Genomic DNA, 24,285 nt, shown 5'->3' on the forward strand with positions numbered 1-24,285 from the left:
AAAAAAAAATTGAAAAAATGAAAAATAGAAAAATTAATTATTTAAAAAACATTTTCCTTTTAGTATTAGTCTTATTGACTGGTATTAATTGTGAAAGAGATTTATCAGAAGATGCTAATTTATCAACCTTTTCTAAAGCGGGTGAAATATTTACAGATTCACCAGTTGGAATGGGAAGCAATTTTTACTTTCCTTATGATGGTTCAAAAGCAACAGCTTGGTCTGTGGATAATGAAGTTAGTTATAAAGGCACCTCTTCAATGCGATTTGACATACCTAATGCAAACGATCCAGAAGGAAATTATGCAGGAGCTATTTTTAGAATTGATGGAGCAGGCAGAGATTTAACAGGTTATGATGCACTTACATTTTGGGCTAAATCTTCTCAAGGTGTAAATATTGCTGAAATGGGGTTTGGTGAAGATTTTTTTCCAAATAAATATATGGCTACTGTAACAAATGTTAGTATAGGAACTATTTGGACAAAATATATAATTCCAATTCCAGATGCTTCAAAATTATTACAAGAAAAAGGAATGTTTAGATACGCTGCTGGAACTCAAGAAACTGGTGGTTTTGGATATACACTTTGGATTGATGAGCTTAAATTTGAAAAATTAGGCACTATAGGTCAATTAAGCCCTAAAATTTTAAATGGAAATTCAGAAAGCATCACTTCAGTTATTGGAGGAAGTACAACACTTAGTGGTTTTAACGCAACTTTTAATTTACCTTCTGGTCAAAATATTACTGTAAATTCGGCTCCAGCATATTTTGACTTTACATCAAGTGCTACATCTGTGGCAACAGTTAATGAAACAGGTACTGTTTCTGTTGTAGGATCAGGTAACGCTGCTATAACAGCAACTTTAGCTGGTATAAATGCAGTAGGAGTTTTGAATGTCGAATCTATTGGTGCTTTTGTTTCGGCTCCAACACCAACAGAAAATGCAAATCAAGTTATTTCTATCTTTAGTGATGCTTACACAAATCAACCTGTTGACTTTTTAACAAGTAACTATCAACCTTTTCAAACAACAACTTCAAGTCATTTTGAAGTTAATGGAGATAATGTATTAAATTATTTGAATTATAATTTTGTAGGTATTGAATTTAATCAAAATGTTCCTACAATCAATGCTGCATTAATGTCAACTATGCATTTTGATATATTTGTTCCAGGAAGTTTTCCAACAGGTTCTACAATAAGACTTAAACTAAGAAATTTGGGTGCTGACGGAGTAGTTAATAATGACTTTAATGGAAACCCGATAGGAGATGATACTCAAATAAGCTATACAGTAGCTGCACCAAATTTAGTTTCAGGTAATTGGATAAGTGTAGATTTTAATATCACTGGCTTAACTAATAGAAGTCAACTTGGACAAATAGTTCTAGATTCAACGACCGGAGTAGCACCATCTGCATTCTTTGTAGACAATATCTATTTTTATAATGATGGAAGTATTATACCAAGTACACCTACTGTTGCAGCACCAACACCAACCGTTCCTGCAGCAAATGTTATTTCACTTTTTAGCAATCAATATACTAATGTACCTGTTGACACTTGGAAAACATCATGGTCAGCAGCTACACTTACCGATGTTACAATAGCTGGAAATGCTACAAAAGAATATTCAAACTTAGATTTTGTAGGTATTGAAACGGTAAACAATCAAATAGATGCAACTACTATGACTCATATTCATATAGATGTTTGGTCACCAAATTTTACTTCTTTTTCTTTAAAACTTGTAGATTTTGGAGCAAATGCAGCGTTTGGTGGAGGTGATGATACAGAACACCAGGTGAACTTTACAGCTCCATCACAAGGTCAGTGGATTAGTTATGATATCCCACTAAGTAATTTTACAGGATTAACGGCCAAACAACATATAGCTCAGTACATACTTGTTGCTCAACCTTCTGGTTCTGCAAAAGTCTATATTGATAATCTATATTTCCATAATTAGTAGGTTGTTTTTAAATTTAAAAGAAAAAAAATGAAAGGGAAAAAATATAATTATTTTAGGCATAGTTTAATTATAGGCTTTGTACTGCTAATCAATATAAACTGTGATAGAGACTTATCTGATGACGCAGTTCAAACTGGTTTTTCATCAGCAGCAGAAATTTTCATAGATGGTTTTAGTAGTGGATTAGAGTATTATCCATATGAAAATTCAAAACTTGATGCTTTTACAGTTGATAGCCAAACAAAATACTCTGGTTCTTCGTCTATGCGTTTTGACGTTCCTAATTTTGGTGATGCGGAAGGTGCATTTGCTGGAGCAATATTTAGAGATGATAATGGAGGTAGAGATTTAACGCAGTATAATGCTTTAACATTTTGGGCAAAAGGTACTAAAGCAGGTAAAATCAATGAAATAGGTTATGGCCAAGATTTTGGAGAAAATAAATATGAAGTAAGCATACAAAACCTCCACTTAACAACCAATTGGAAAAAATATATTATTCCAATTCCAGATGCTTCAAAACTTACCCAAGAGAGAGGTATGTTCTGGTATGCAGAAGGACCCGAAGATGAAAATGGATATACTTTTTGGATTGATGAATTAAAATTTGAAAAACTAGGAACGATTTCGCAAGGGCAAGTGTCTATACTAAATGGCAATAATCAAACTGAAACTTCTTATGTTGGTGTAAATTCTCTAATTGATGGTGTTACTGCCACATATAATTTAGCAAATGGAAACAATCAAACAATATCAATTAGTCCATCTTATTTGCAATTTAATTCTTCAAATACAGCTGTAGCTACTGTAGATTCTTCCGGTTCTGTAACTTCTCTAAGTACTGGAACTGCTCTTATAAATGCAACATTCGGAGGAGCTTCTGTAACAGGAAGTTTAACAATCAATTGTGCTGGTGCATTTGTTCACGCTCCAACTCCTACAAAAAGTCAAGCAAATGTAATTTCACTTTTTTCAGATGCTTATTCAAACGTTCCTGTAAATTATTATAATGGTTACTGGCAACCTTGGCAAACAACTGTTTCTAATGATTTCTCTGTACAAGGAGATAATATATTAAATTATACAATATTTAATTTTGTAGGTATCGAATATAGTAGTCCAACAGTAGATGCAAGTGCAATGACTCACGTCCATTTAGATGTTTTCATTCCAGGATCAATTGCTCCAGGAAGACAATTAAGAGTTCTAGTTGTAGATTTTGGTGCAGATGGTGTGTTTGGAGGTGGCGATGACACAAGACATTCTACAACTTTCACAGCTCCAACTTTGGTATCCCAAAATTGGATATCCATAGATATTCCTTTTTCTGCGATGCCTACTTTAGCTAGTAGATCACATCTTGCTCAGCTTATTTTAGAAGGTGGAGATGGTTCGTTAATTTATGTAGATAATATTTATTATTATAATTGATTCTAATCCAAGTACTAATAAAACTTTTTAAAAAATAAAAAATGAATAAATATATTAAAAATAGTAGTAGATGTTTTTTCCTTTTTGGTGCATTTTCATTGTTGCTAAGTTGTTCTGCAGATGAAAAACAAACAGTAACAACCTTAAATAAATTAGTATTACAAGATGAATTTAGTGTTGATGGAGCACCAGACAGCGCTTTATGGAATTACGATACTGGAAAAGGACCCGGTGGAGATGGCTGGGGTAATAACGAGCTTCAATATTATACAGACAGACCTGAAAATATTAAAGTAGAAAATGGGATGTTAAAAATAACAGCCATTCAAGAACTTTACATGGGTTCTGGATATACTTCTGCAAGAATTACTACAAAAGGTAAATTTGAACAAAAATACGGTCGTTTCGAAGCTAGAATGAAATTGCCATCTGGTAAAGGATTGTGGCCAGCTTTTTGGATGTTAGGAAGTAATATTGATATCAATAGCTGGCCTCAATGTGGTGAAATTGATATTATGGAAAACAGAGGAAGTCAACCTTTAACTGTTTCTGGAGCACTTCATGGACCAGGTTATTCAGGAGGTACAGCAATAACAAAATCGTATAGTTTTACAAATAGTAGAGTTGACACTGATTTTCATATATATGGTGTAGAATGGGGGCCAAATTATGTGAATTTTTACATAGATAGTGTTTTATATAATCAAATTACTCCAGAGGATGCAAACGGAGAATGGGTTTTTAATTCTAATCCATTTTACATGCTTCTTAATCTAGCAGTTGGTGGAAACTTTGATGGTACACCAAATAGTAATACAGTTTTTCCTCAAGAAATGTTAATAGATTACGTAAGAGTATATCAATAATAAACCAAAATAAATATTTTATAAAGTTACTAAAAGGTAACAATCAGATTTTAATTAAAAGTCTGATTGTTGTTTTTTGGTAAAATAATATCAAAAATAGTAAAGAATTTTAAATAAATTATGAGTAATAGCCAAACCATAAGTGTCGAAAATGAAAAGGAAAATAAAAAGGTATCTATGGATATCATTTTATTAGAAGGTGAAAAATATTATAAAATAGCCAACAACGATACTATGCGTCCTTTTTTTATGAGTATTGTAAGTGATTCCAATCACTGGATGTTTATTTCTAGTAATGGAGGATTAACAGCAGGTAGAAAAAACGCCGAATTTGCACTTTTTCCTTATTATACAGACGATAAAATTACAGAATCTTTTGATTTAACAGGAAGTAAATCTATTTTTCAAATTCATTTCAATAATAAAATTTATGTTTGGGAACCTTTTTCAGAACGATTTTCAGTTAATAAATACGCAATTTCTCGAAATTTATACAAAAACCTTTACGGAAATAAAGTGATTTTTGAAGAAGTAAATCACGATTTAGAAATCACTTATCGCTACCAATGGAATTCTAGTAACAAGTACGGATTTGTTAGAAAATCTAAATTAATCAATGATTCTGAAAACGAATATAAAATTGAATTAATTGACGGAATCCAAAACATTATGCCCTATGGTGTGAGTAGTGATTTGCAAAATGCTGCTAGTAACTTAGTTGATGCCTATAAAAGAAGTCAATTGCATCAAAAAAGTGGTTTAGGAATTTTTGCTTTAAGTGCAATTATTGTTGATAAAGCAGAACCAAGTGAAGCCTTAAAGGCAAATGTTGTTTGGTCTTTAGGATTAGAAAATGTAAATTATTTAGTTTCGTCTTTGCAACTTTCAAACTTCAGAAATAAACTAGAAGTTACTCCAGAAAATGATGTTAAAGGTGAAAAAGGAGCTTATTTTTTAAATAGTGAAATCACTTTAAAAGAAAATTCAAATAAAGAATGGACAATTGTTGCCAATGTAAATCAAGATCAATCTGATGTGGCTCTAATTATTAAAACCATTCAAACCGAAAAAAATATCCAATCAGTATTGAATGAAGATATAGAATTAGGTACAAAAAAATTAATTGCTCTAAATGCTTCATCCGATGCTTTGCAATTAACAAACGATAATTTAAGAGATACACGACATTTTGCGAATACTTTATTCAATATTATGCGTGGTGGAATTTTCGATTTCAATTACCAAATTGAAAAACAAGATTTCTCAAAATACATTGAAAAAGCAAATACTAATATTTATAATAAAATAGAGAAAAACTTAAATTCGTTACCTGAATTATTTTCATTAGAAACTTTAAAAGAATTTGCTTCTAAACAAAAGAATTCAGATTTTGAACGTTTGAGTTTAGAATATTTACCCCTAAAATTTAGTAGAAGACACGGTGATCCAAGTCGCCCATGGAATAAATTTTCTATCAATACAAAAAGTGAAATTGATGGTTCAAAAATATTAGATTATGAAGGAAATTGGAGAGATATTTTCCAAAATTGGGAAGCCTTAGCGCACTCTTTTCCTGAATTTATCGAAAACATGATTCATAAATTCTTAAATGCAACCACTTTTGACGGTTATAATCCTTATCGTGTAACAAAAGATGGTTTTGATTGGGAAACCGTTGAAGAAGATAATCCTTGGTCATACATTGGATATTGGGGTGATCATCAAATTATTTATTTGTTGAAGTTTTTAGAAATAATTGAAAAACATCAACCTAAAAAATTAGAAAAATATTTCAACAATGATATTTTCGTATATGCAAATGTGCCTTATGTGATTAAATCATATGAAGATATTCTAAAAAATCCTAAGGACACGATTGAATTTAATCACAAATTAGATGAACAAATTCGTGAAGAAAGAAATAAAATTGGAGCTGATGGTGCATTATTAAAAGACTCAAATGGAGAAATTTATAAAGTGAATTTTATAGAAAAAATGTTGGCTACAGTTTTGGCTAAAATGTCAAATTTCATTCCAGAAGGCGGAATTTGGTTAAACACACAACGACCTGAATGGAATGATGCCAACAATGCTTTGGTTGGAAATGGAGTTTCAATGGTAACTTTATATTACTTGAGAAGATTCTTAGATTATTTCCAAAATTTAATTGCCAATTCTGAAATAGAAAGTATTAAACTTTCAAATGAAATGGTAGAATTTTACCATTCAATAAGAGAGAATTTAATTAAACACGAATCTTTATTAGAAGGAAAGTTTAGCGATACAGACAGAAAAACAATTTTAGATACTCTTGGAAAAGCAGCTTCAGAATATCGCAATCAAGTCTATCAAAATGGTTTTTGGGGTAATAAAAGAACCCATTCAATGGCTGGCTTAAAACGATTTATTGAAGTAAGTTTAAAATTTATCGATCATTCAATTGATGCAAATAAAAGAGAAGACAACCTATATCATGCTTATAATTTAATGACAGTTGAAAGCGAAAAAGAGGTTTCAATTTCATATTTAAGCGAAATGTTAGAAGGTCAAGTAGCTGTTTTGAGTTCAGGTTATTTATCTTCAAATGAAGCTTTAAAAGTACTTGATGGATTAAAAAGTAGTGCACTTTTCAGAAAAGACCAGTACAGTTACATATTATATCCAAATAAAGAATTACCAAAATTCATTGAGAAAAATATCATTTCAGAGGAAACGGTTTCAAAATCTGAATTATTAAAGGATTTAGTAGCTAACAATAATACTCAAATTATTGAAAAAGATTGTTTTGGAGAATATCATTTTAATGGAAACTTCAAAAACGCAGCTGATCTAGAAATTGCTTTAGATGCATTAGCAAAAACAAGCTTTGCATCACAAGTTGAAAAAGACAAAAAACAAGTTTTACAAGATTTTGAAGATGTTTTCAATCACAAAGCTTTTACAGGTCGTTCAGGAACTTTTTATGGATATGAAGGTTTAGGTTCAATTTATTGGCACATGGTTTCTAAATTGCAATTAGCAGTTCAAGAATGTTGTTTAAAAGCTGTAGAGGAAAAAGAATCACCAGAAATTATTGGAAGATTATTAGAACATTATTACGAAATTAATGAAGGAATTGGGGTTCATAAATCACCTGAATTATACGGTGCATTTCCAACCGATCCCTATTCTCATACACCAGCAGGAAAAGGAGCACAGCAACCCGGAATGACTGGGCAAGTAAAAGAAGATATTTTAAGCCGATTTGGAGAACTGGGTGTTTTTGTAACTAAAGGTAAATTATATTTCAACCCGTGCTTATTGCGTAAAGTTGAATTTCTTTCTGAAGTAAAAACATTCAATTATGTGGATTTGAATTTCAATCCAAAAACTATTGAATTAGAATCAAACTCACTTTGTTTTACTTATTGTCAAGTTCCAATAATTTATAAAATTGCTAACCAAGAGAAGATAGAAGTTATCTATAATGACAGTGCAAATAAAAAGTTTGATGCTTTAATGCTAGATGATAAAACAAGTAAACAAGTTTTTGAAAGAACAAACGAAATCAATCATATTGTAGTAAGTGTCATAGAAACCGAATTAAAATAGTAAAATGAATTGTAACTCTTTATTATATATAAGACTAGGAATTAAATCCATTGCTTTATTAGCATTGCTTTTGATTGTAGTTTCCTGTAAAAAAGAGAATAAGATTAACAACGCCCCAAAAACAAAAGAAGTGACTGCAAAAGCTATTCTAGGAAATCCAAATTATCAAGCCATTTGTTATGGTGGTTACAGAAAAAACTCAAGAGAAATTCAACCTACAGTAGCACAATTAAAAGAAGATTTACTGATTTTAGCTGCCATGAATATAAAGGTTGTTCGTACTTATAATGTTCATTTAGCACATGCTTCAAATGTTTTAAAAGCAATTGCTGAGTTAAAAAAAGAAAATCCTGATTTCGAAATGTACGTAATGTTAGGGGCTTGGATAGATTGTCTAAATGCGTGGACAGATTTAGAAAAAAATCATGAGGTAGAAAGTGAAAGAAATACAATTGAAATTGCTGAAGCTGTTCGGTTAGCCAACAAATATCCAGAAATTGTAAAAATTATCGCTGTTGGAAATGAAGCCATGGTCAAATGGGCAGAAGAATATTTTGTGCAACCTAAAGTAATTTTAAAATGGGTAAATCATTTGCAAAAGCTTAAAAAAGACAACAAACTTTCAAAAGATTTGTGGATTACTTGTTCTGATGATTTTGCTTCTTGGGGTGGATTAGACGATACTTATAAAGTCAAAGATTTAGAGGATTTAATTAATGCTGTAGATTATGTTTCGATGCATACTTATCCTTTTCACAACACACATTATAATCCAGAATTTTGGAAAATACCAAATCATCAAGGTAACTTACCAAAAAAAGATTTAACGGATGCAGCAATGAATAGAGCCGTATTATTTGCTAAAAATCAATACAATGCTGTTCAAAATTATGTAAGAAGTATTAGTCCTAACAAACCAATTCATATTGGAGAAACGGGTTGGGCTTCAAGTTCGGATGGTTTTTATGGAGATGAAGGTTCTAAAGCTTCAGACGAATATAAACAAGCCTCTTATTATAATGCCATGAGAGAATGGACCAACAAAGAAGGAATTTCATGTTTTTTCTTTGAAGCATTTGATGAACCATGGAAAGATAGTGGAAATCCTTTAGGATCTGAAAATCATTTCGGAATTTTTACTGTGGATGGAAAAGCAAAATATGCCTTATGGAAATATGTTGATGATAAGGCTTTTGAAAATTTACAACGAAACGGAAAATCAATAATTAAAACGTTTAACGGTAACAGCGAAAACCTATTGAAAACGGTTTTAACTCCACCAAGACATTAAGATTATGAACTATATAAAACACTTATTTTTCACCTTTTTAATTTTGACAATGATCAATTGTGATAAAAAAAATGATGCTTTACAAGTAGAGGTTTATGAAACTTCTAAAGCAGGAAATGCTTTAACAAAAGTTACAGAATTTGCTAAAAGTGATAGTCTAATTACTATTGACTTAAATTCAGATGAAAAATTTCAAACAATTACTGGTTTTGGAGGTTCTTTTACAGAATCTTCAGCTTATTTACTCAATCGTTTGAGCAAAGAAAATCGTAAAAAAGTACTAGATGCTTATTTTAGTGAAGAAGGTGCAAATTACTCGTTAACTAGAACTCATATAGCTTCTTGCGACTTTTCATTAAGCAATTATACTTATGCTAAAGTCGAAAACGACATGACTTTGGAAAATTTTACTATTGAAGATGATAGAGAAGATTTAATTCCAATGATTTTAGATGCAAAAGGAATTTCTAAAGACGGATTTAAAATTATTTCTTCACCATGGTCTTGTCCACCTTGGATGAAAGACAATAAAAATTTTGTAGGTGGAAAATTATTACCCGAATACAATGATGTTTTTGCTTTATATTTTTCTAAATATTTAACGGCTTATAAGAAAGAAGGAATTGATATTTGGGGTGTAACCGTAATCAACGAACCTCACGGAAATGGAAATAATTGGGAAAGTACTCATTTTTCTCCAAAAGAAATGACCGATTTTGTTCAAAATCATTTAGGTCCAAAATTAGAAAATGACGGCTGGGGAAACACTAAAATATTCGGTTATGACCAAAACCGAGCTGGAATTAAAGAATGGGCTGACGAAATGTATAGAGATGAAAAGTCTTCTAAATACTTTGCAGGAATGGCTATTCATTGGTATGAAAGTACTTTTGAAGTTTTTCCAGAATATTTGCAATATGCACATAAAAAAGCACCTAGCAAATACTTAATTGAAACAGAAGGCTGCATAGATTCTGAAATTCCACATTGGCAAGATGATGCTTGGTATTGGAAAAAAGAAGCTACCGATTGGGGTTGGGACTGGGCAAGTGAAAAAGACAAATATTTACACCCAAAATACGCTCCAGTAAATCGTTACGCCAATGATATCATAGGTTGCTTAAACAATCACGTAGACGGTTGGATTGATTGGAATATGGTTTTAGACCGACAAGGTGGGCCCAATTGGTTCAAAAACTGGTGTGTTGCTCCGGTTATTGTTGATCCAGAAAAAGATGAAGTATATTTCACACCTTTATATTATACGATGGCACATTTTAGTAAATTCATGCGTCCAGGTGCAGTTAAAATTGGATGTGTAATTGATTCAAATGAGGTAGTTTCTACAGCTGTGCAAAATCCAGACGGAAGTATTGCAGTAGCTATTTTTAATCCAACAGAAACTAGTTATTCAGTTGAAATTAAATTAAATAATAAGAAAAGTATCATCACAATTCCTGCAAAAGCTTTGCAAACGGTTGTGATTAAATAATAAAATAAAAAACAAATATGGCTCATCTTCCTTCAAATCAAACAAATAAAATACCACTGTTGCAAAAAGCAGCATTTGGTTCAGGACATTTAGTAAATAATTTATTACCAGGAGCATTAGGAGTTTTTTCATTTTTCTTAATTACAGCTTTTGGAATTGAGCCTGCAATAGCTGGATTATTAGCTGCAATTCCTAGATTTTTTGATGCATTATCCGATCCTATAATGGGATTCATTACTGATAATACAACTTCAAAATGGGGAAGACGAAGACCCTATATTTTTGTAGGGGCAATTTTATCAGCAATTTTATTTATCATACAATGGCAAATGTTTGAAGACAATGGATCAACTTATAATTTTTGGTATTTCTTATCATTTTCAATATTATTTATTTTTGCTAATACAATATTCTCAACACCACTTATTGGTATGGGTTATGAAATGACATCCGACACCAAAGAAAGAACTCGATTAATGGGAATTGCAAATAGTGTAGGTCAAGTTTCTTGGATGATTGTACCACTTTTTTGGGTTCTAATTGCCAATAAAGATTTGTTTGAATCTCAAGCTGATGGCGTAAGAACTTTATCAATTTTTGTTGGATTTACTTGTTTGTGTTTTGGAATATTGCCAGCTATTTTTTGTAAAGAATTAGACGTTTCAGATAATGAAAGTAAAGCAAAATTGTCATTTAAAGAATTAGGAAATAATCTTGTTATTTTATGGAATAACATAAAAAACATGACTAAAAATATGCCTTTTATGCGTTTGTGTGGAGCCACTTTTTTAGTGTTTAACGGTTTTCAATTAGTAGCCTCATTTAGTTATTTTATAATAGTTTTTTATATGTATAATGGAAGTTATGAGTTGGCTGGAACAGTTCCTGCAATATTTACAATTTTAGGTGCTTTTTTAACTGCTGTTTTAATAATTCCAATTGTTTCTTGGTTGGCTAATAAGTATGGAAAAAAGAATGCTTTTATAATTTCAACTTTTATTTCTATTATTGGTTACATTTTAAAATGGTGGGGTTTTGTAGTAGTTGATGAAAATACGGCAGTTCTTTTTAATGATGTAATTCTTCAAATTGGAGTTGTCAAATTTTCTCTAGAAATGCCAATAATTTTACTATTACCAATTCCTTTTATGGCTTTTGGATTAGGAGGGTTGTTTACTTTGATGATGAGTATGACAGCAGATGTTTGCGATTTAGATGAATTAAGAAATGGATTACCTAGACGTGAAGGAACATTTGGAGCTGTATATTGGTGGATGGTAAAAATCGGTCAGTCTATAGCACTTGCGTTAGGTGGTTTAGTTTTATCTCTGGTTGGATTTGATGCAGGAAATTCTGTACAAGCAGCTGACACTTTAAATAGTTTACGTATAGCTGACATTATAATCCCTTCCTTAACAGCTGGTTTGGCGGTTTGGATTATGTGGAATTATAAGTTAAATGAAGACGAAGTAAGTACAATAAAGAAAGAATTAGAAGAAAGACGTGCAGCAAAAAAAATAAAAACAGAAAAAAATGTCATTTAGAAGAGATTATATTGATTATTCAGAAAATGTTGATTATTCCAATCCAGATTATGGCGTAGGTTTAGACTTTTCAGATAAAACAGAAGAAGAAGTTCATAATTTATTTAAAGAAACTTTTGAAGAAGGTATGTATGGACTTTGTTTCAGCATGTATGAAGACGGTCAACAACCTGGTGATATTATTTCTGAAGATCAAGTAAGAAGAAGAATGAAAATCATTGCTCCTTATACCAAATGGGTGCGATCGTTTTCATGTACAGAAGGAAACGAACTAGTTCCCATAATTGCACGTGAGTTTGGAATAAAAACATTAGTTGGTGCTTGGTTAGGAGACGATGCAGAAAAAAACGAAAAAGAAATTGAAGCTTTAATCCAATTAGCCAAAGAAGGTTATGTAGATATTGCAGCAGTAGGTAACGAAGTAATGTATCGAAAAGATTTGTCGGAAGATGAATTGTTAGATTTTATCGCAAAAGTTAAAAAAGAAATCCCTTCCAATATTCCTGTCGGATATGTTGATGCTTATTACGAATTTACCATAAAACCTAGAATAACAGAAGCTTGTGATGTTATATTAACCAATTGTTATCCTTATTGGGAAGGAAGTGATATAGATTATTCATTGGCACACATGAAAAGTATGTATTATCAAGCTTTAGAAGCCGGAAAAAATAAAAAAGTAATTATTACCGAAACAGGTTGGCCTAGTAATGGGGAAAGTTTCAAAGGCTCTCATCCTTCAAAAGATAATGCTATGAAGTACTTTATCAATTCTCAACTTTGGTCAAAAGAAGCAAATATTGATATTTTCTATTTTTCTTCTTTTGATGAATCATGGAAAACAGGTCCAGAAGGCGAAGTTGGTGCTCATTGGGGAATTTGGGATAAAAACGAAAAATTAAAATTTTAAAATTTTAGTATGAAAAAAATTACTCATCTGTTTTACATCTTTTTATTTATAATTAATTTTCAACAGCTTTATGCTCAAGTAGATGTTGTTTATAATGATTTGGTTTGGTCAGATGAATTTGATGCTAACGGAGCTATTAATGCTACTAATTGGCATCATCAAACTCAAATTCCCGCAGGAGGAAATTGGTATAATGGAGAAGTGCAACATTATACTAATCAACTTGCAAATTCTTTTGTAGATGCAGGTTTTCTTAATATCGTTGCAAAAAAAGAATCTTATACAAATCAAGGAGTCACAAAACAATATACTTCTGCAAGATTAAATTCTAAATTCGCTTTTCTTTACGGAAGAATAGATGTTAGAGCAAAAGTTCCAGTGAGTCAAGGTACTTGGCCAGCAATTTGGACCTTGGGAAAAAACATAAATGAAGATGGTGGTTTTTTTGATGCCATCTATGGAACTACCAATTGGCCAGCATGTGGAGAAATTGATATCATGGAATATGGAATAACACCTTCACAACCAGTAAATTATATTCAAAGTGCACTTCATACACCATCATCTTTCGGAAATACAACAAATGTAGGTGGAATAAATGCTAATAATTTAGGAACTGATTTTCATATTTATTCCATGAACTGGTCACCAAATGAGATTTCATTTCTACTTGATGGTGTAGTTTTTTACACTTATAATCCTGCTGTTAAAAATGTAAGTAATTGGCCTTATAACGCAGAGCAATATTTTTTATTAAACATTGCAATGGGTGGAGTTGCAGGAACTATTCCTTCAAATTTTACACAAGCTACAATGGAAATCGACTACGTTAGAGTTTATCAAAATACTACAGTTGATACACAAGCACCAACAAATTTTACAGCTTCTGTCGGAAATATAACAAGTTCATCAATTGAATTGTTATTAAACGCAGATGACAATTCTGGTACAGCTAAATATGATATTACATATAACGGTATAACAGTTTCTTCAACAAGTGCTTCTGGAATTCAAAAATCTATAATTATTACTAATCTATTGGCAAATACAAATTACAATTTTTCTATTGCTGCAAGTGATTTAGCCGGAAATAATTATGTTTCTAATCCAATTCTTTTAAACGCTACAACTTTAGGAAATTTAAACTGCTCTGGAACAGACACAGAAGCTCAACAAGGTGCTTTTTCAATTGGTTATACTTATGATTTCGAAACTATTAGTACCGATGTAAAAATCACATTCGAAATGCTAGACACAGACAAAGTAGGTGTTGTTGCTTTTTTATGGAAACAAAGTCCTTTTGGAGAAACTCAAATGACAAATGTTTCAGGAAATAAATTTACACATACATTGACAAATCAATTAATTGGAACAACAATAACTTATGCCGTAAAATTTGCTTTTGCAGGTGGATTGTCTGTAACTAAATACTTTAATTATGTAGTTGGTGATAATTGTACTTTAGATAATCATATAGTTACAAATTCTTTAGATTTCAAATTTATAAACCCAGTAAATGACTTTTTAGAGATTTCTTTAAAGAATGAAATAGATAAAATCGAAATCCATAATATGACTGGAAATTTAGTTTTAAAGACTTCATTAGATACAAATAGAGTAGATGTGAGAAATTTATCAAAAGGAATTTATATTTTAACTGTTTATTCAGAAAATAGAAGAATAGTTAAAAAAATGATTATTAATTAAAATTAGTTAATATTCTATTTCTTTCTCTTATGTCTTTCAGTAAAAATGTTATTTTTCTTAGTAAAAAGTGCGTTTTTATCACTGTTTTGAATAAAAGTTTGAATTATATTTGGATTTTAAGAAAAAATTATGTTACATTTGGTCCATATATAAACACAAAAATTAGCCTATAGCAAAAAAATACTTTTTAAAATTTACTTAACCCCAATTTAAAAGGTATTATTATGGCTAATAATCAACTCCCTGACGGAATTTTAGTGCAGCAGTATGTCGCAGGAAATGAACAAGCCCTGTCACAATTAATTGAAAGACATCAATCAAGAATTTACGGTTTCATTTATTCTAAATTAAATGATCGTGATTTGTGTGATGATATTTTTCAAGACACTTTTATCAAAGTAATTAAAAATCTTAAAACAAAATCATACAACGAAGAAGGTAAATTTCTTCCGTGGGTAATTCGTATTGCTCATAATCTTATTGTTGACCATTATCGCAAGAACAAGAAAATGCCGATGACAAGAGAAACAGAAACCTATTCTATTTTTGAATTTATCAAAGATAATTCTTCAACTATTGAAGGACAAATGATAACAGAACAAGTAGAAGAAGATTTAAAACGGTTGATTGAAGAGTTACCAGGTGATCAAAAAGAAGTTTTGGTAATGCGTATGTACGAAGATTTGAGTTTCAAAGAAATTTCAGAACAAACGGGTGTAAGTATTAACACTGCACTTGGAAGAATGCGTTATGCTCTAATGAATTTGAGAAAATTGATTGAGAAAAACCAGATTGTTTTGACAAATTAGAATTTGTTTAGTTATGTTATATAATTTTTTGAACCATTTTGATATTCTCAAGATGGTTCTTTTTTTTTAAGAATTAAATAAATTTAACCTATATACAATATTTAATTCTCATTCTCGTTATAATAGAAACAAACAAATATTTATGGCAAAAATTTACTCTAAAGAAAAATTAGCGTCTTCAAAAATGTTACCAAAAAAAGAAACAATTCGGTTAATTTTAAGTTATTCTGCAGCATTTAATGTTGTTAAAATACGAAAACAAAATTTTGAATTTATGGCTAATTAAAAAAAATCCTGATATAACTTATCAGGATTTTTTATTGTAAATGATATACTATTTCTTATAATAATCATCCAAAACACTCTTTCTTCCAATTGTTTTTGTAATAATATCTTTTTCTAAATCCCAGCCACGAGCTTGCGAATATTCTCTTCCATACCAAATGATTTGTAAGTGCAATTCGTTCCATAATTCTCTTGGAAATATAGTTTTAGCATCTTTTTCAGTTTGAACTACATTTTTTCCATTAGTTAAATTCCAACGATACATTAATCTGTGAATATGAGTATCAACAGGAAAAGCTGGAACTCCAAAAGCCTGACTCATAACAACACTCGCTGTTTTATGTCCGACAGCAGGAAAAGATTCTAAAGCTTCAAAACTTTGAGGAACTTCACCATTATATTTATCGATTAAGATGTGTGATAATCCATGAATTCCTTTCGATTTCATCGGAGACAAACCACAAGGACGAATAATTTCTTTAATTTCTTCCACAGACATTTTTATCATATCATAAGGATTATCAGCTTTAGCAAATAGTAGTGGAGTAATTTTATTCACACGAACATCTGTACATTGTGCAGACAACAAAACAGCAATCAAAAGGGTATAAGGATCTTTGTGATCTAACGGAACCGGAATTTCAGGATATAAGTCATTTAACGTATTTATAACAAAAGTTGCTCGTTCTTTCTTAGTCATTTTTGTAAATTTGAAATGTAAAATTAAACAATTGCAAGTTCAAGTACAAGTTCAATAACAATTCATAAACTACAATATAATGACAACTTTAAAAACAGGAGACAAAGCACCAAACTTTTCAGGATTAGACCAAAACGGAGAGAAACATGAATTAGCTGATTACAAAGGGAAAAAATTAGTAGTTTTCTTTTATCCAAAAGCAAGTACACCTGGTTGTACAGCAGAAGCATGTGACTTAAGAGATAACTTCAATAGATTTGAAGCACAAAATTATGCTTTATTAGGAGTTAGTGCCGATAGTGCTGCTAGACAAACTAAATTTAAAGAAAAGTACGATTTGCCTTTTCCATTATTAGCTGACGAAGACAAAAGTGTCATAAACGCATTCGGGGTTTGGGGACCAAAAAAATTCATGGGAAAAGAATACGATGGTATTCATAGAACCACTTTTATTATAGATGAAAACGGAATTATTGATGAAGTTATTGAAAAAGTAAAAACTAAAGAACATGCTGCTCAGATTTTAAAGTAGTTTTTTTGGTAATTTTTTAAGTAACATTTATTGTAGCAATTGCCCATTGATTTAGCGTAAATGATTTAACTAATACAAAAAATTTTGTACCACTTGTATTAAAAAAACCAAAATATCCCGAGGAATCATGAAAATTAATTTCCCCACTACTGTTTGTGGACATAAAATCAGGAATTTCAACTTCACTTATATATGAAAATTGAGTATTATATTTTCTAATTTTATTGCTTGGTATATATACATAAGAATGAGGATCATAAATAAAAAGGGCATAAATCATTTGTGAATTAGTGTGAATGTCCATTATGTCTATAACTTTATTATTATCTCCAACTAATTCTTCCAATGAATTAATATAAATCATATCACTATATTGAGTTGAAGAACTACTAAAAACATTTTTACCTTGGCCAAATATTTTATCCCCATTTTCTGAAAACCAGAGATTTTCTCCAAATTCATAATCACCATGATATATTGAGTCATAAAGAAATTCAGCAATACCATTTGAAATATTATATTTATAAAAGTCTGAAGGAAGTATATAATAAGAAGTTAAATAAATATAATTACCGGAAGGATGCAGCTTGATTTTGCATTTAGCAGAAGGGGTGTTATATTGACTAAATAATTCTTGACCATTTGTCAAATTTATACATCTCATTTTTTCATATTGATTAATAGAGGTAATATAAGCCCAGTTATTTGGAGCTAGTACAATATCATAAACATCAGTTGTGACTACAAAATTATTTTCAATTGTCATTGATGATAAATTTATATGACTTAAACTACCGTTATGCCCAACAACAGCATAATTTCCTGATTGACTTATTGAAAGACATTTAGGAACATAGTTTAATAATAAAGTTTCTACAACATTATTTGACATATTAAACTTTCTAATTTGATTTGGATTTTCTGAAACTACTATCATTACATCATTAACTCTGTCATATTCTGCATCGATAACATTACCTCCAATTAACCATTTTTCTTCAGTGTAATTACTTATTTCAATAATTTGAGTCAATGATTGGCCTTTATTATTATTTATTTTGGTGGCTACATTATATACTTGTGTAGTCATATTTGATCTGTCTAAAGTCAAATATATTTCAATAGAACTACCAGCTGCTAATGTTCCTGAACTTGGACTTGCTGATAAAAATGTAGTAGAAGAGATTTCTGTCCAATTCCAGTCAAAAGGAGTATCACCTATGTTTGTTAATAAAAAAGAATGAGTATTTTCAATATAACCAAAATTTATAGTACTCTTAGAAACTGACATATTTATTTGAGATTCTACTACTGGATTGTTAGTTTCTATAATATTATTCTTTTCATCTTCATCGCTAGTGCATCCTAAAAACAAAAGAGTAAAAAGTAATACAGAAAAATAAAATGTTAACTTAGTTCCTTTTTGTTTTTTCATTGATGTTTTTTTAATCTTAATAGTTGTTAAAATATAATTTGATAAATTCAAATCAAATATAAAAAAAAATCCTTATTATTATTTTAAATAAGGATTTTGTAAAAATATATTTTAAGGTTCTAATTTTTCACTTCACAATGTTCATGAAAACCAAAAAGATTATCTTTCTTTATTAATTCTGGTACACCTTCTGGTACGTTATTTTCCCAACCAGGTTCATTAGAACAAATTTGCTTTAAAACATCTCTTGAGAATATTTTTAGGTTTTTCTTGTCAAAATCTTCAATATCTACGACTTTTCCATTGTAAGCAAAGAATTTATATAACTCTTTCATACGTGGATGAACTTTTAAGTTTTGAGAATTAATGATTTCACCATCTTCTCCTTCCATTGGATATAAATATACTTTTAAATCTCTATAGAATAGTTTTCCAAAAGCTTCCAAAATTCCACCACTTAAATGACGGTAATATTTTTCATCAAAGATGTCGACTAGGTTATTTACACCCATGGCTAATCCCATACGAGCTTTCGTAAATGTAGAGAAATATTCAACCACTTTATAATATTCTTGGAAATTTGAAATCATTACCGTTTGTCCTAATGAACAAAGCAATTCTGCTCTATCCATAAAGTCACGTTCATCAATTTCTCCTTCAGAACGTAAATTAGATAACGTAATCTCAAAAATCACATATGTATTGTCTTTATCAACTTTGTTTTCTTGCACAAACATTTCTAACGATCGTTTGTACATGTTCATGTTTACTTTAGTAACAGGTCTAAAACTTCCTCTTAATGCAAGGATGTTTTTCTTGTATAAAACAGCTGCAGGAAGGATGTTTTTTCCTTCTGGATTAAACATTACGGCATCAGTCATTCCGTTTTTAACCAATTGCAAACTCATTAATCGATTGTCAACATTTTCAAAACGTGGTCCAGAAAAGTTTACAGAATCAATCTCTAATTGATCTTTATCTAAATGGTCATATAAATAACGCAATAATTTTTTAGGATCGTCATATTTATAAAAAGCACCATAAATTAAATTCACACCTAATGTTCCTAGTGTTTCTTGTTGTAATTTTGCATCCGTTTCTTTAAAACGAATGTGTAAAATTATTTCATTATAGGCTTCATTTGGTTCAACTTGGTAATTAATACCAACCCAACCGTGACCTTTAAATTTTTTAGCAAAATCAATTGTTGCAACTGTATTTGCATAACTAAAAAATAATTTATTTGGATGAGTCTCACGATTTAAACGTTGTTCCATAAGCTCAGTTTCATGAGCTAACATTTTGCGCAAACGACTTTCAGTTACATACCTACCATCTTCTTCATCACCATAAATGGCATCACTAAAGTCTTTGTCATATGCAGACATTGCTTTTGCAATTGTTCCCGAAGAACCACCTGCTCTAAAAAAATGACGAACAGTTTCTTGTCCAGCACCAATTTCCGCAAAAGTTCCATAAATGTGTTCGTTCAGATTTATGCGCAATGCTTTATCTTTTAACGAAGGTATTTGTTCTATCTCTTTGTCTCCTCTTAATTTAATTTCAGTCACAATAGTTGTTTTTATAGTAAAACGTTTTACAAAGGTACTTATTATATAATTTTTTTTTAGTTATTTTTACATAAAAATTATAAATTGAAGATCTATTTTTTAGGAACAGGAACATCACAAGGAATTCCAGTTATAGGAAGCAATCATTCCGTCTGTTTAAGCTCAGATAGTAAAGATAAAAGGTTACGTGTGTCTGTTTGGATACAAGATGAAGACTTTTCAGTCGTAATTGATTGTGGACCAGATTTTAGGCAACAAATGTTAACTTCAAAATGTACCCAAATTGATGCTATTTTATTTACCCATGAACATGCAGACCACACAGCTGGTTTAGATGATATTCGTCCATTTTTTTTCCGACAAGGCAATATTCCAGTTTATGGGCATCAACGCGTTTTAGATAATTTATCCAAAAGATTTGATTATATTTTTAATGATGAAAATAAATATCCTGGTGCACCATCCGTTTTAAAAAAAGAGGTTTTAAAAAATCAGAATTTCCAAATAAACTATAAAACTATTACTCCAATTAACGCTATGCATGGAAATTTGCAAGTTTTTGGATATAAAATTGATGAATTTGTCTATTTGACAGATATTAAAACCATTGAAAAAACTGAAATTCAAAAAATAATTGGTGTCAAAGTTTTAGTAATTAATGCATTAAGAGAAGAACAGCATAATACACATTTTAATTTAAAAGAAGCGTTAGATTTTATACATTTGGTCCAACCCAAAAAAGCTTATTTAACACATATAAGTCATTTGTTAGGTTTTCATGAAGAAGTGCAACAAAATCTTCCTGAAAACGTTTATATAGCCTATGACAATTTAGAAATCAAAATATAATACATTTATAGTTATGAAGAATACAATTTTATACTTATTCATTTTTTCTTTGTTGATTAATATTTTTCAATATGTTAATTCTAATAAGATTTTAGATGCTAAACAAAAGCAAGTAGTGGATTCAAAAAAACATTTAAAAATTTCTCGTGATTCATTAAAATTATTCTCTGAAAATAATTCATTTGATTTGAAGAATAATGATAATGCACAAGAATATTTTTATAATAAAGACATGGATTATACTAAAGTTATTGAAAGAGTTAACAACGATATCAATGCTTTAAATGCAAACAAAGCAGGGAATCCATTAATTCCGTATGATATGATTGACGGAAAACCTTTTTTAGTAAGTAGAATTAAAATGGTGAATCATAGATGGGTAATTGCCGAATTTTCTAATGGAAAAATTTGGGGGGAACTTCTTTTAAAATACTTCATTGTTGGCGATAAACCAACTGAATTTGAAACGATTGATACCGTTTTATTTACGTCAACTTTATAAAAATTAATTAAAATATTAATTTTTTTTTACTAAATTTAGCATTCAATTATTAGACCATGAAAAAGTTTTTGCTTTTATTTTTTTTATTTTCTTTCTTGACTTCTTGCGATTATGTATTGAAGAAAAAGGAAATTAATACTATGGTTAAAATTGATTCGGTACCAGAATTAGGAATTGCAATTGAAAAAGATAAAAACGGTTGTATTAAAGAAGCTGGTTATAAATGGTCAATTATTAAAGACGACTGTATTCGAATTTCAGATGAAGGTTATCGACTAAATCCAATTGATGATTTAGCTAATTTAGAACCATCTAAAAGTGCTTATGTTCTTTTGAATGAAGATAAATTAAAAGCAGAAGTTTTTTTACAAGACTTACCTAAATCAATTTATTTTACAAGAAAATCAGAAAAAGAGGATTTCTTGCAAAAAAACTACAAGCTTTCTATAAAAACAGGTTACACTTTATCTGTAAATGACTCAATTATTTACAGAGCTGCCGAAACAGCCATTAAAGCAGTTGTTGGTTCAGATGTTGAAGAAAAATAATTAATTCTTCAGCAACCAATCTTTAAAGTCATAAAAATTTTGTGGTGAAACTCCATGTCCAATTGGATACTCTTTGTAGACTACATCAATTCCTAAATTTTCTAAAGTAGGTTTAGTTTTTCTAGCCCAATCAACTGGAATTACTTGATCAACAGTTCCATGAGAAACAAAGAATTTTACTTTTGAAACATTATTTTTTAGATAATCTTCTGTAGCAATTTCTTTATTCAAATAACCACTTAAAGCGGCAACTTTATTAATTTTTTCTGGATAAGATAAAGCTATAGCTGAACTCAAAATTGCTCCTTGACTAAAGCCAAAAAGAGTTATATTTTCAGCATCAACAGCATATTTTGAAACACATTCATCTATAAATTCAACAATCAAATCACGTGAACTTCTAGCTTGATCTAAATCGGAAAACTTATTTTCATCAGCATCAAAATTTATGGCATACCAAGCGTAACTTCCATACATCATGTCATAAGGTGCACGAGCAGAAATTACGTAATATTCTTCTGGAATTTCGGTTGCAAAGGAGAATAAATCTTCTTCGTTACTTCCATAACCATGTAATAAAATTATGGCTGGATTTTTTGCTAACTTAACTTTTGGTTCTCTAACTAAGTGATGTAATGACATAAATTATAAGCTTTTAAAAATATTTTGAAAGAATGGACCAACAATTGGCATTTCTTTTTTTTCTCCATTTAATGCAGCAATAAATCCGTAAACCCAAAGCACAAAAATAAAAACCCAAAAAGCTGAAGTTATCATCCAACTATCAAAATAACCAATAAAATAGCCTAGTAAAAAGAATGAAATAAAAACACCTAATGCTTGTCTAATATGGAATCTAGCAAATTCTGATTTGTCTTCGTTATTCATTAATATAGCAATTATAGTTCCAATAATAGTTAAGTAACTTACAATTGCGATGTTTTTCCCTTTGTTGATGTCTTCTTGATTTTCCATTATAATTCTAATTTTCCATTATTATAAATTCCGTACACTTTTCCTTTTAAAGTTTGTCTTAAAAATGCTGAATTTTTTGATTTTGAAAGGATATTTTTTTTTGTAAAAACTGATTTATCATTTGGATTAAATAAACTTATACTAGCTTTATTTCCAACTTCAATAGTGTTTTTTTCTATTCCAAAAACTGTTTTTCCATTCACTAGTTTTTCAACTATGCTTTCTGTTGAAAGAACATTTTGAAGCATTCCAAAAGCAGTTTCTAAACCAATAGTTCCATTTTTAGCTAAATCGAATTCTAGTTTTTTATGTTCAATGTCAATGGGATTATGATCTGATGTTACCATATCAATTGTTCCATCAGTTATTCCTTTAATTAAAGCTTTTCTATTGGCTTCTGTCTGCAAAGGTGGTGCAACTTTATATCTTGAGTCAAATCCTTCTAAAACCGTTTCATTCAACGTTAAATGATGAACAGAAACACTACAAGTCACATTCAATCCTTTCTTTTTAGCTTCTTTAATCAAAGCTACAGATTTTGCTGTCGAAATGGTTGGAACATGCATTTTCCCACCAGTATATTCTAAAATAGACAAATTTCGAATCAAATCAATTTCTTCTGCCATGGCTGGAATTCCTTTTAAACCTAATCTTGTACTTACAATTCCTTCATTAACAACTCCATTTCCTCTCAACGATTTTTCTTGGCAAAATGAAATTACTAAACCCTCAAAATCTTGTACATATTGTAAAGCAATTTTCTGAATATTAGCTTTATCCATTGACTTGTTATAATCACCAAAAGCGATTGCTCCAGCGTTTTTCATATCGAATAATTCAGCTAAATCATTGCCTTCGCTATTTTTTGTTAAAGCTCCAATTGGATGCAAATTTGTTGCAAAACCATTCGATTTATTCCTCACAAAAGAAATAGCTGACTGATTGTCCAAAATAGGATAGGAGTTTGGTTGCAAAGCCACATCGGTAAAACCGCTTTTTGCTGCAACTTTTAATCCATTGCTTATAGTTTCTCTATCTTCAAAACCTGGTTCTCCAAAACTTACTGAAGAATCAAACCAACCTTGTGAAACATGAAGATTATCTAACGATATTTCTTCTAATTTGTTAGGATTTTTTGCTGATTTGTCAATGGAAGTTATGGTTCCATCTTCGATAGTAATGTCCATTTTTTGATGGTGAAATTTACTTTCAGAATCAATAATGGTTGCTTGTTTTAGTATAACATTTTTCATTTGAAAATTGTTTAG

The 24,285-nt window shown here is 30.2% G+C and carries 21 protein-coding genes; 15 read left to right on the forward strand and 6 right to left on the reverse strand.

The features are described from left to right. The first annotated feature begins 17 nt into the window (after nucleotides 1-17). The 11 genes from AAC008_RS07510 (at nucleotide 18) to AAC008_RS07560 (ending at nucleotide 15,906) form a co-directional block, all read left to right on the forward strand. Entirely contained in the window at nucleotides 18-1,976 is a 1,959-nt protein-coding gene (locus tag AAC008_RS07510; protein WP_339888454.1) for an Ig-like domain-containing protein, read from the forward strand. A 30-nt stretch (nucleotides 1,977-2,006) separates the two neighbouring features. Beyond that, nucleotides 2,007-3,410: a glycosyl hydrolase family 16 gene (locus AAC008_RS07515; protein WP_339888456.1), complete on the forward strand. Its 1,404-nt coding sequence runs from the start codon at nucleotides 2,007-2,009 to the stop codon at nucleotides 3,408-3,410. 41 nt (nucleotides 3,411-3,451) lie between these two features. Next, entirely contained in the window at nucleotides 3,452-4,276 is an 825-nt protein-coding gene (locus AAC008_RS07520) for a glycoside hydrolase family 16 protein (protein WP_339888458.1), read from the forward strand. Nucleotides 4,277-4,396: 120 nt separating this feature from the next. After that, a complete protein-coding gene (locus tag AAC008_RS07525; RefSeq protein WP_339888460.1) occupies nucleotides 4,397-7,867 on the forward strand; it encodes a hypothetical protein in 3,471 nt (1,156 codons plus the stop codon). A 4-nt stretch (nucleotides 7,868-7,871) separates the two neighbouring features. Further along, entirely contained in the window at nucleotides 7,872-9,158 is a 1,287-nt protein-coding gene (locus AAC008_RS07530; RefSeq protein WP_339888462.1) for a glycosyl hydrolase family 17 protein, read from the forward strand. Between the two features lie 4 nt (nucleotides 9,159-9,162). Next, entirely contained in the window at nucleotides 9,163-10,650 is a 1,488-nt protein-coding gene (locus AAC008_RS07535; RefSeq protein ID WP_339888464.1) for a glycoside hydrolase family 30 protein, read from the forward strand. A 17-nt stretch (nucleotides 10,651-10,667) separates the two neighbouring features. Next, entirely contained in the window at nucleotides 10,668-12,194 is a 1,527-nt protein-coding gene (locus tag AAC008_RS07540; protein ID WP_339888466.1) for an MFS transporter, read from the forward strand. Beyond that, nucleotides 12,184-13,104 (forward strand): glycosyl hydrolase family 17 protein, encoded by a 921-nt coding sequence (locus AAC008_RS07545; protein ID WP_339888468.1) that lies wholly within the window; start codon nucleotides 12,184-12,186, stop codon nucleotides 13,102-13,104. Before AAC008_RS07540 ends, AAC008_RS07545 begins: the two co-directional genes overlap by 11 nt. Nucleotides 13,105-13,113: 9 nt before the next feature. Further along, the gene (locus AAC008_RS07550; RefSeq protein WP_339888470.1) at nucleotides 13,114-14,811 is read left to right on the forward strand and encodes a family 16 glycosylhydrolase; all 1,698 of its coding nucleotides are present in this window, start codon (nucleotides 13,114-13,116) and stop codon (nucleotides 14,809-14,811) included. A 224-nt stretch (nucleotides 14,812-15,035) separates the two neighbouring features. Further along, nucleotides 15,036-15,620: a sigma-70 family RNA polymerase sigma factor gene (locus AAC008_RS07555; protein ID WP_339888472.1), complete on the forward strand. Its 585-nt coding sequence runs from the start codon at nucleotides 15,036-15,038 to the stop codon at nucleotides 15,618-15,620. 142 nt (nucleotides 15,621-15,762) lie between these two features. Next, entirely contained in the window at nucleotides 15,763-15,906 is a 144-nt protein-coding gene (locus tag AAC008_RS07560) for a hypothetical protein (protein ID WP_339888474.1), read from the forward strand. Between the two features lie 48 nt (nucleotides 15,907-15,954). Here AAC008_RS07560 and nth read toward each other — a convergent pair whose 3' ends face one another. After that, nucleotides 15,955-16,605, reverse strand: a complete 651-nt coding sequence (gene nth, locus AAC008_RS07565; protein ID WP_339888475.1) for an endonuclease III — start codon at nucleotides 16,603-16,605, stop codon at nucleotides 15,955-15,957. Nucleotides 16,606-16,684: 79 nt separating this feature from the next. Here nth and bcp point away from each other — a divergent pair, with 79 nt between their 5' ends. After that, nucleotides 16,685-17,137: a thioredoxin-dependent thiol peroxidase gene (bcp, locus tag AAC008_RS07570; RefSeq protein WP_339888477.1), complete on the forward strand. Its 453-nt coding sequence runs from the start codon at nucleotides 16,685-16,687 to the stop codon at nucleotides 17,135-17,137. Between the two features lie 16 nt (nucleotides 17,138-17,153). On the opposite strand, the gene AAC008_RS07575 is transcribed toward bcp, so the two are convergent. Both AAC008_RS07575 and AAC008_RS07580 read right to left on the reverse strand, forming a co-directional pair. Beyond that, on the reverse strand, nucleotides 17,154-18,572 hold the full coding sequence (locus AAC008_RS07575; protein WP_339888478.1) for a hypothetical protein: 1,419 nt from the start codon (nucleotides 18,570-18,572) through the stop codon (nucleotides 17,154-17,156). 119 nt (nucleotides 18,573-18,691) lie between these two features. Beyond that, nucleotides 18,692-20,146: a TonB-dependent receptor gene (locus AAC008_RS07580; protein WP_339888677.1), complete on the reverse strand. Its 1,455-nt coding sequence runs from the start codon at nucleotides 20,144-20,146 to the stop codon at nucleotides 18,692-18,694. An 81-nt stretch (nucleotides 20,147-20,227) separates the two neighbouring features. Here AAC008_RS07580 and AAC008_RS07585 point away from each other — a divergent pair, with 81 nt between their 5' ends. The 3 genes from AAC008_RS07585 to AAC008_RS07595 are packed head-to-tail and all read left to right on the forward strand — an operon-like array spanning nucleotide 20,228 to nucleotide 22,042. Further along, complete coding sequence (locus AAC008_RS07585; RefSeq protein ID WP_339888479.1) at nucleotides 20,228-20,992, forward strand: MBL fold metallo-hydrolase; 765 nt, start codon at nucleotides 20,228-20,230, stop codon at nucleotides 20,990-20,992. Nucleotides 20,993-21,005: 13 nt separating this feature from the next. Next, nucleotides 21,006-21,494: a hydrolase gene (locus AAC008_RS07590; RefSeq protein WP_339888481.1), complete on the forward strand. Its 489-nt coding sequence runs from the start codon at nucleotides 21,006-21,008 to the stop codon at nucleotides 21,492-21,494. Nucleotides 21,495-21,550: 56 nt separating this feature from the next. Beyond that, the gene (locus AAC008_RS07595) at nucleotides 21,551-22,042 is read left to right on the forward strand and encodes a hypothetical protein (RefSeq protein ID WP_339888482.1); all 492 of its coding nucleotides are present in this window, start codon (nucleotides 21,551-21,553) and stop codon (nucleotides 22,040-22,042) included. Here the strand turns inward: AAC008_RS07595 and AAC008_RS07600 are convergent, their stop codons facing one another. From AAC008_RS07600 to AAC008_RS07610, 3 genes are read right to left on the reverse strand one after another with little or no spacing between them, the layout of a single operon-like run. Next, nucleotides 22,043-22,684 carry an alpha/beta hydrolase-fold protein gene (locus tag AAC008_RS07600; RefSeq protein WP_339888484.1) on the reverse strand — a complete coding sequence of 214 codons (642 nt, stop codon included), beginning with the start codon at nucleotides 22,682-22,684 and terminating at the stop codon, nucleotides 22,043-22,045. Nucleotides 22,685-22,687: 3 nt separating this feature from the next. Further along, the gene (locus AAC008_RS07605) at nucleotides 22,688-23,017 is read right to left on the reverse strand and encodes a hypothetical protein (protein WP_339888486.1); all 330 of its coding nucleotides are present in this window, start codon (nucleotides 23,015-23,017) and stop codon (nucleotides 22,688-22,690) included. Then, the gene (locus AAC008_RS07610; RefSeq protein ID WP_339888488.1) at nucleotides 23,017-24,270 is read right to left on the reverse strand and encodes a dihydroorotase; all 1,254 of its coding nucleotides are present in this window, start codon (nucleotides 24,268-24,270) and stop codon (nucleotides 23,017-23,019) included. Before AAC008_RS07610 ends, AAC008_RS07605 begins: the two co-directional genes overlap by 1 nt. Nucleotides 24,271-24,285: the final 15 nt, after the last annotated feature.

It is taken from the genome of uncultured Flavobacterium sp. (assembly GCF_963975515.1).
In the GTDB taxonomy this organism is placed as follows: domain Bacteria; phylum Bacteroidota; class Bacteroidia; order Flavobacteriales; family Flavobacteriaceae; genus Flavobacterium.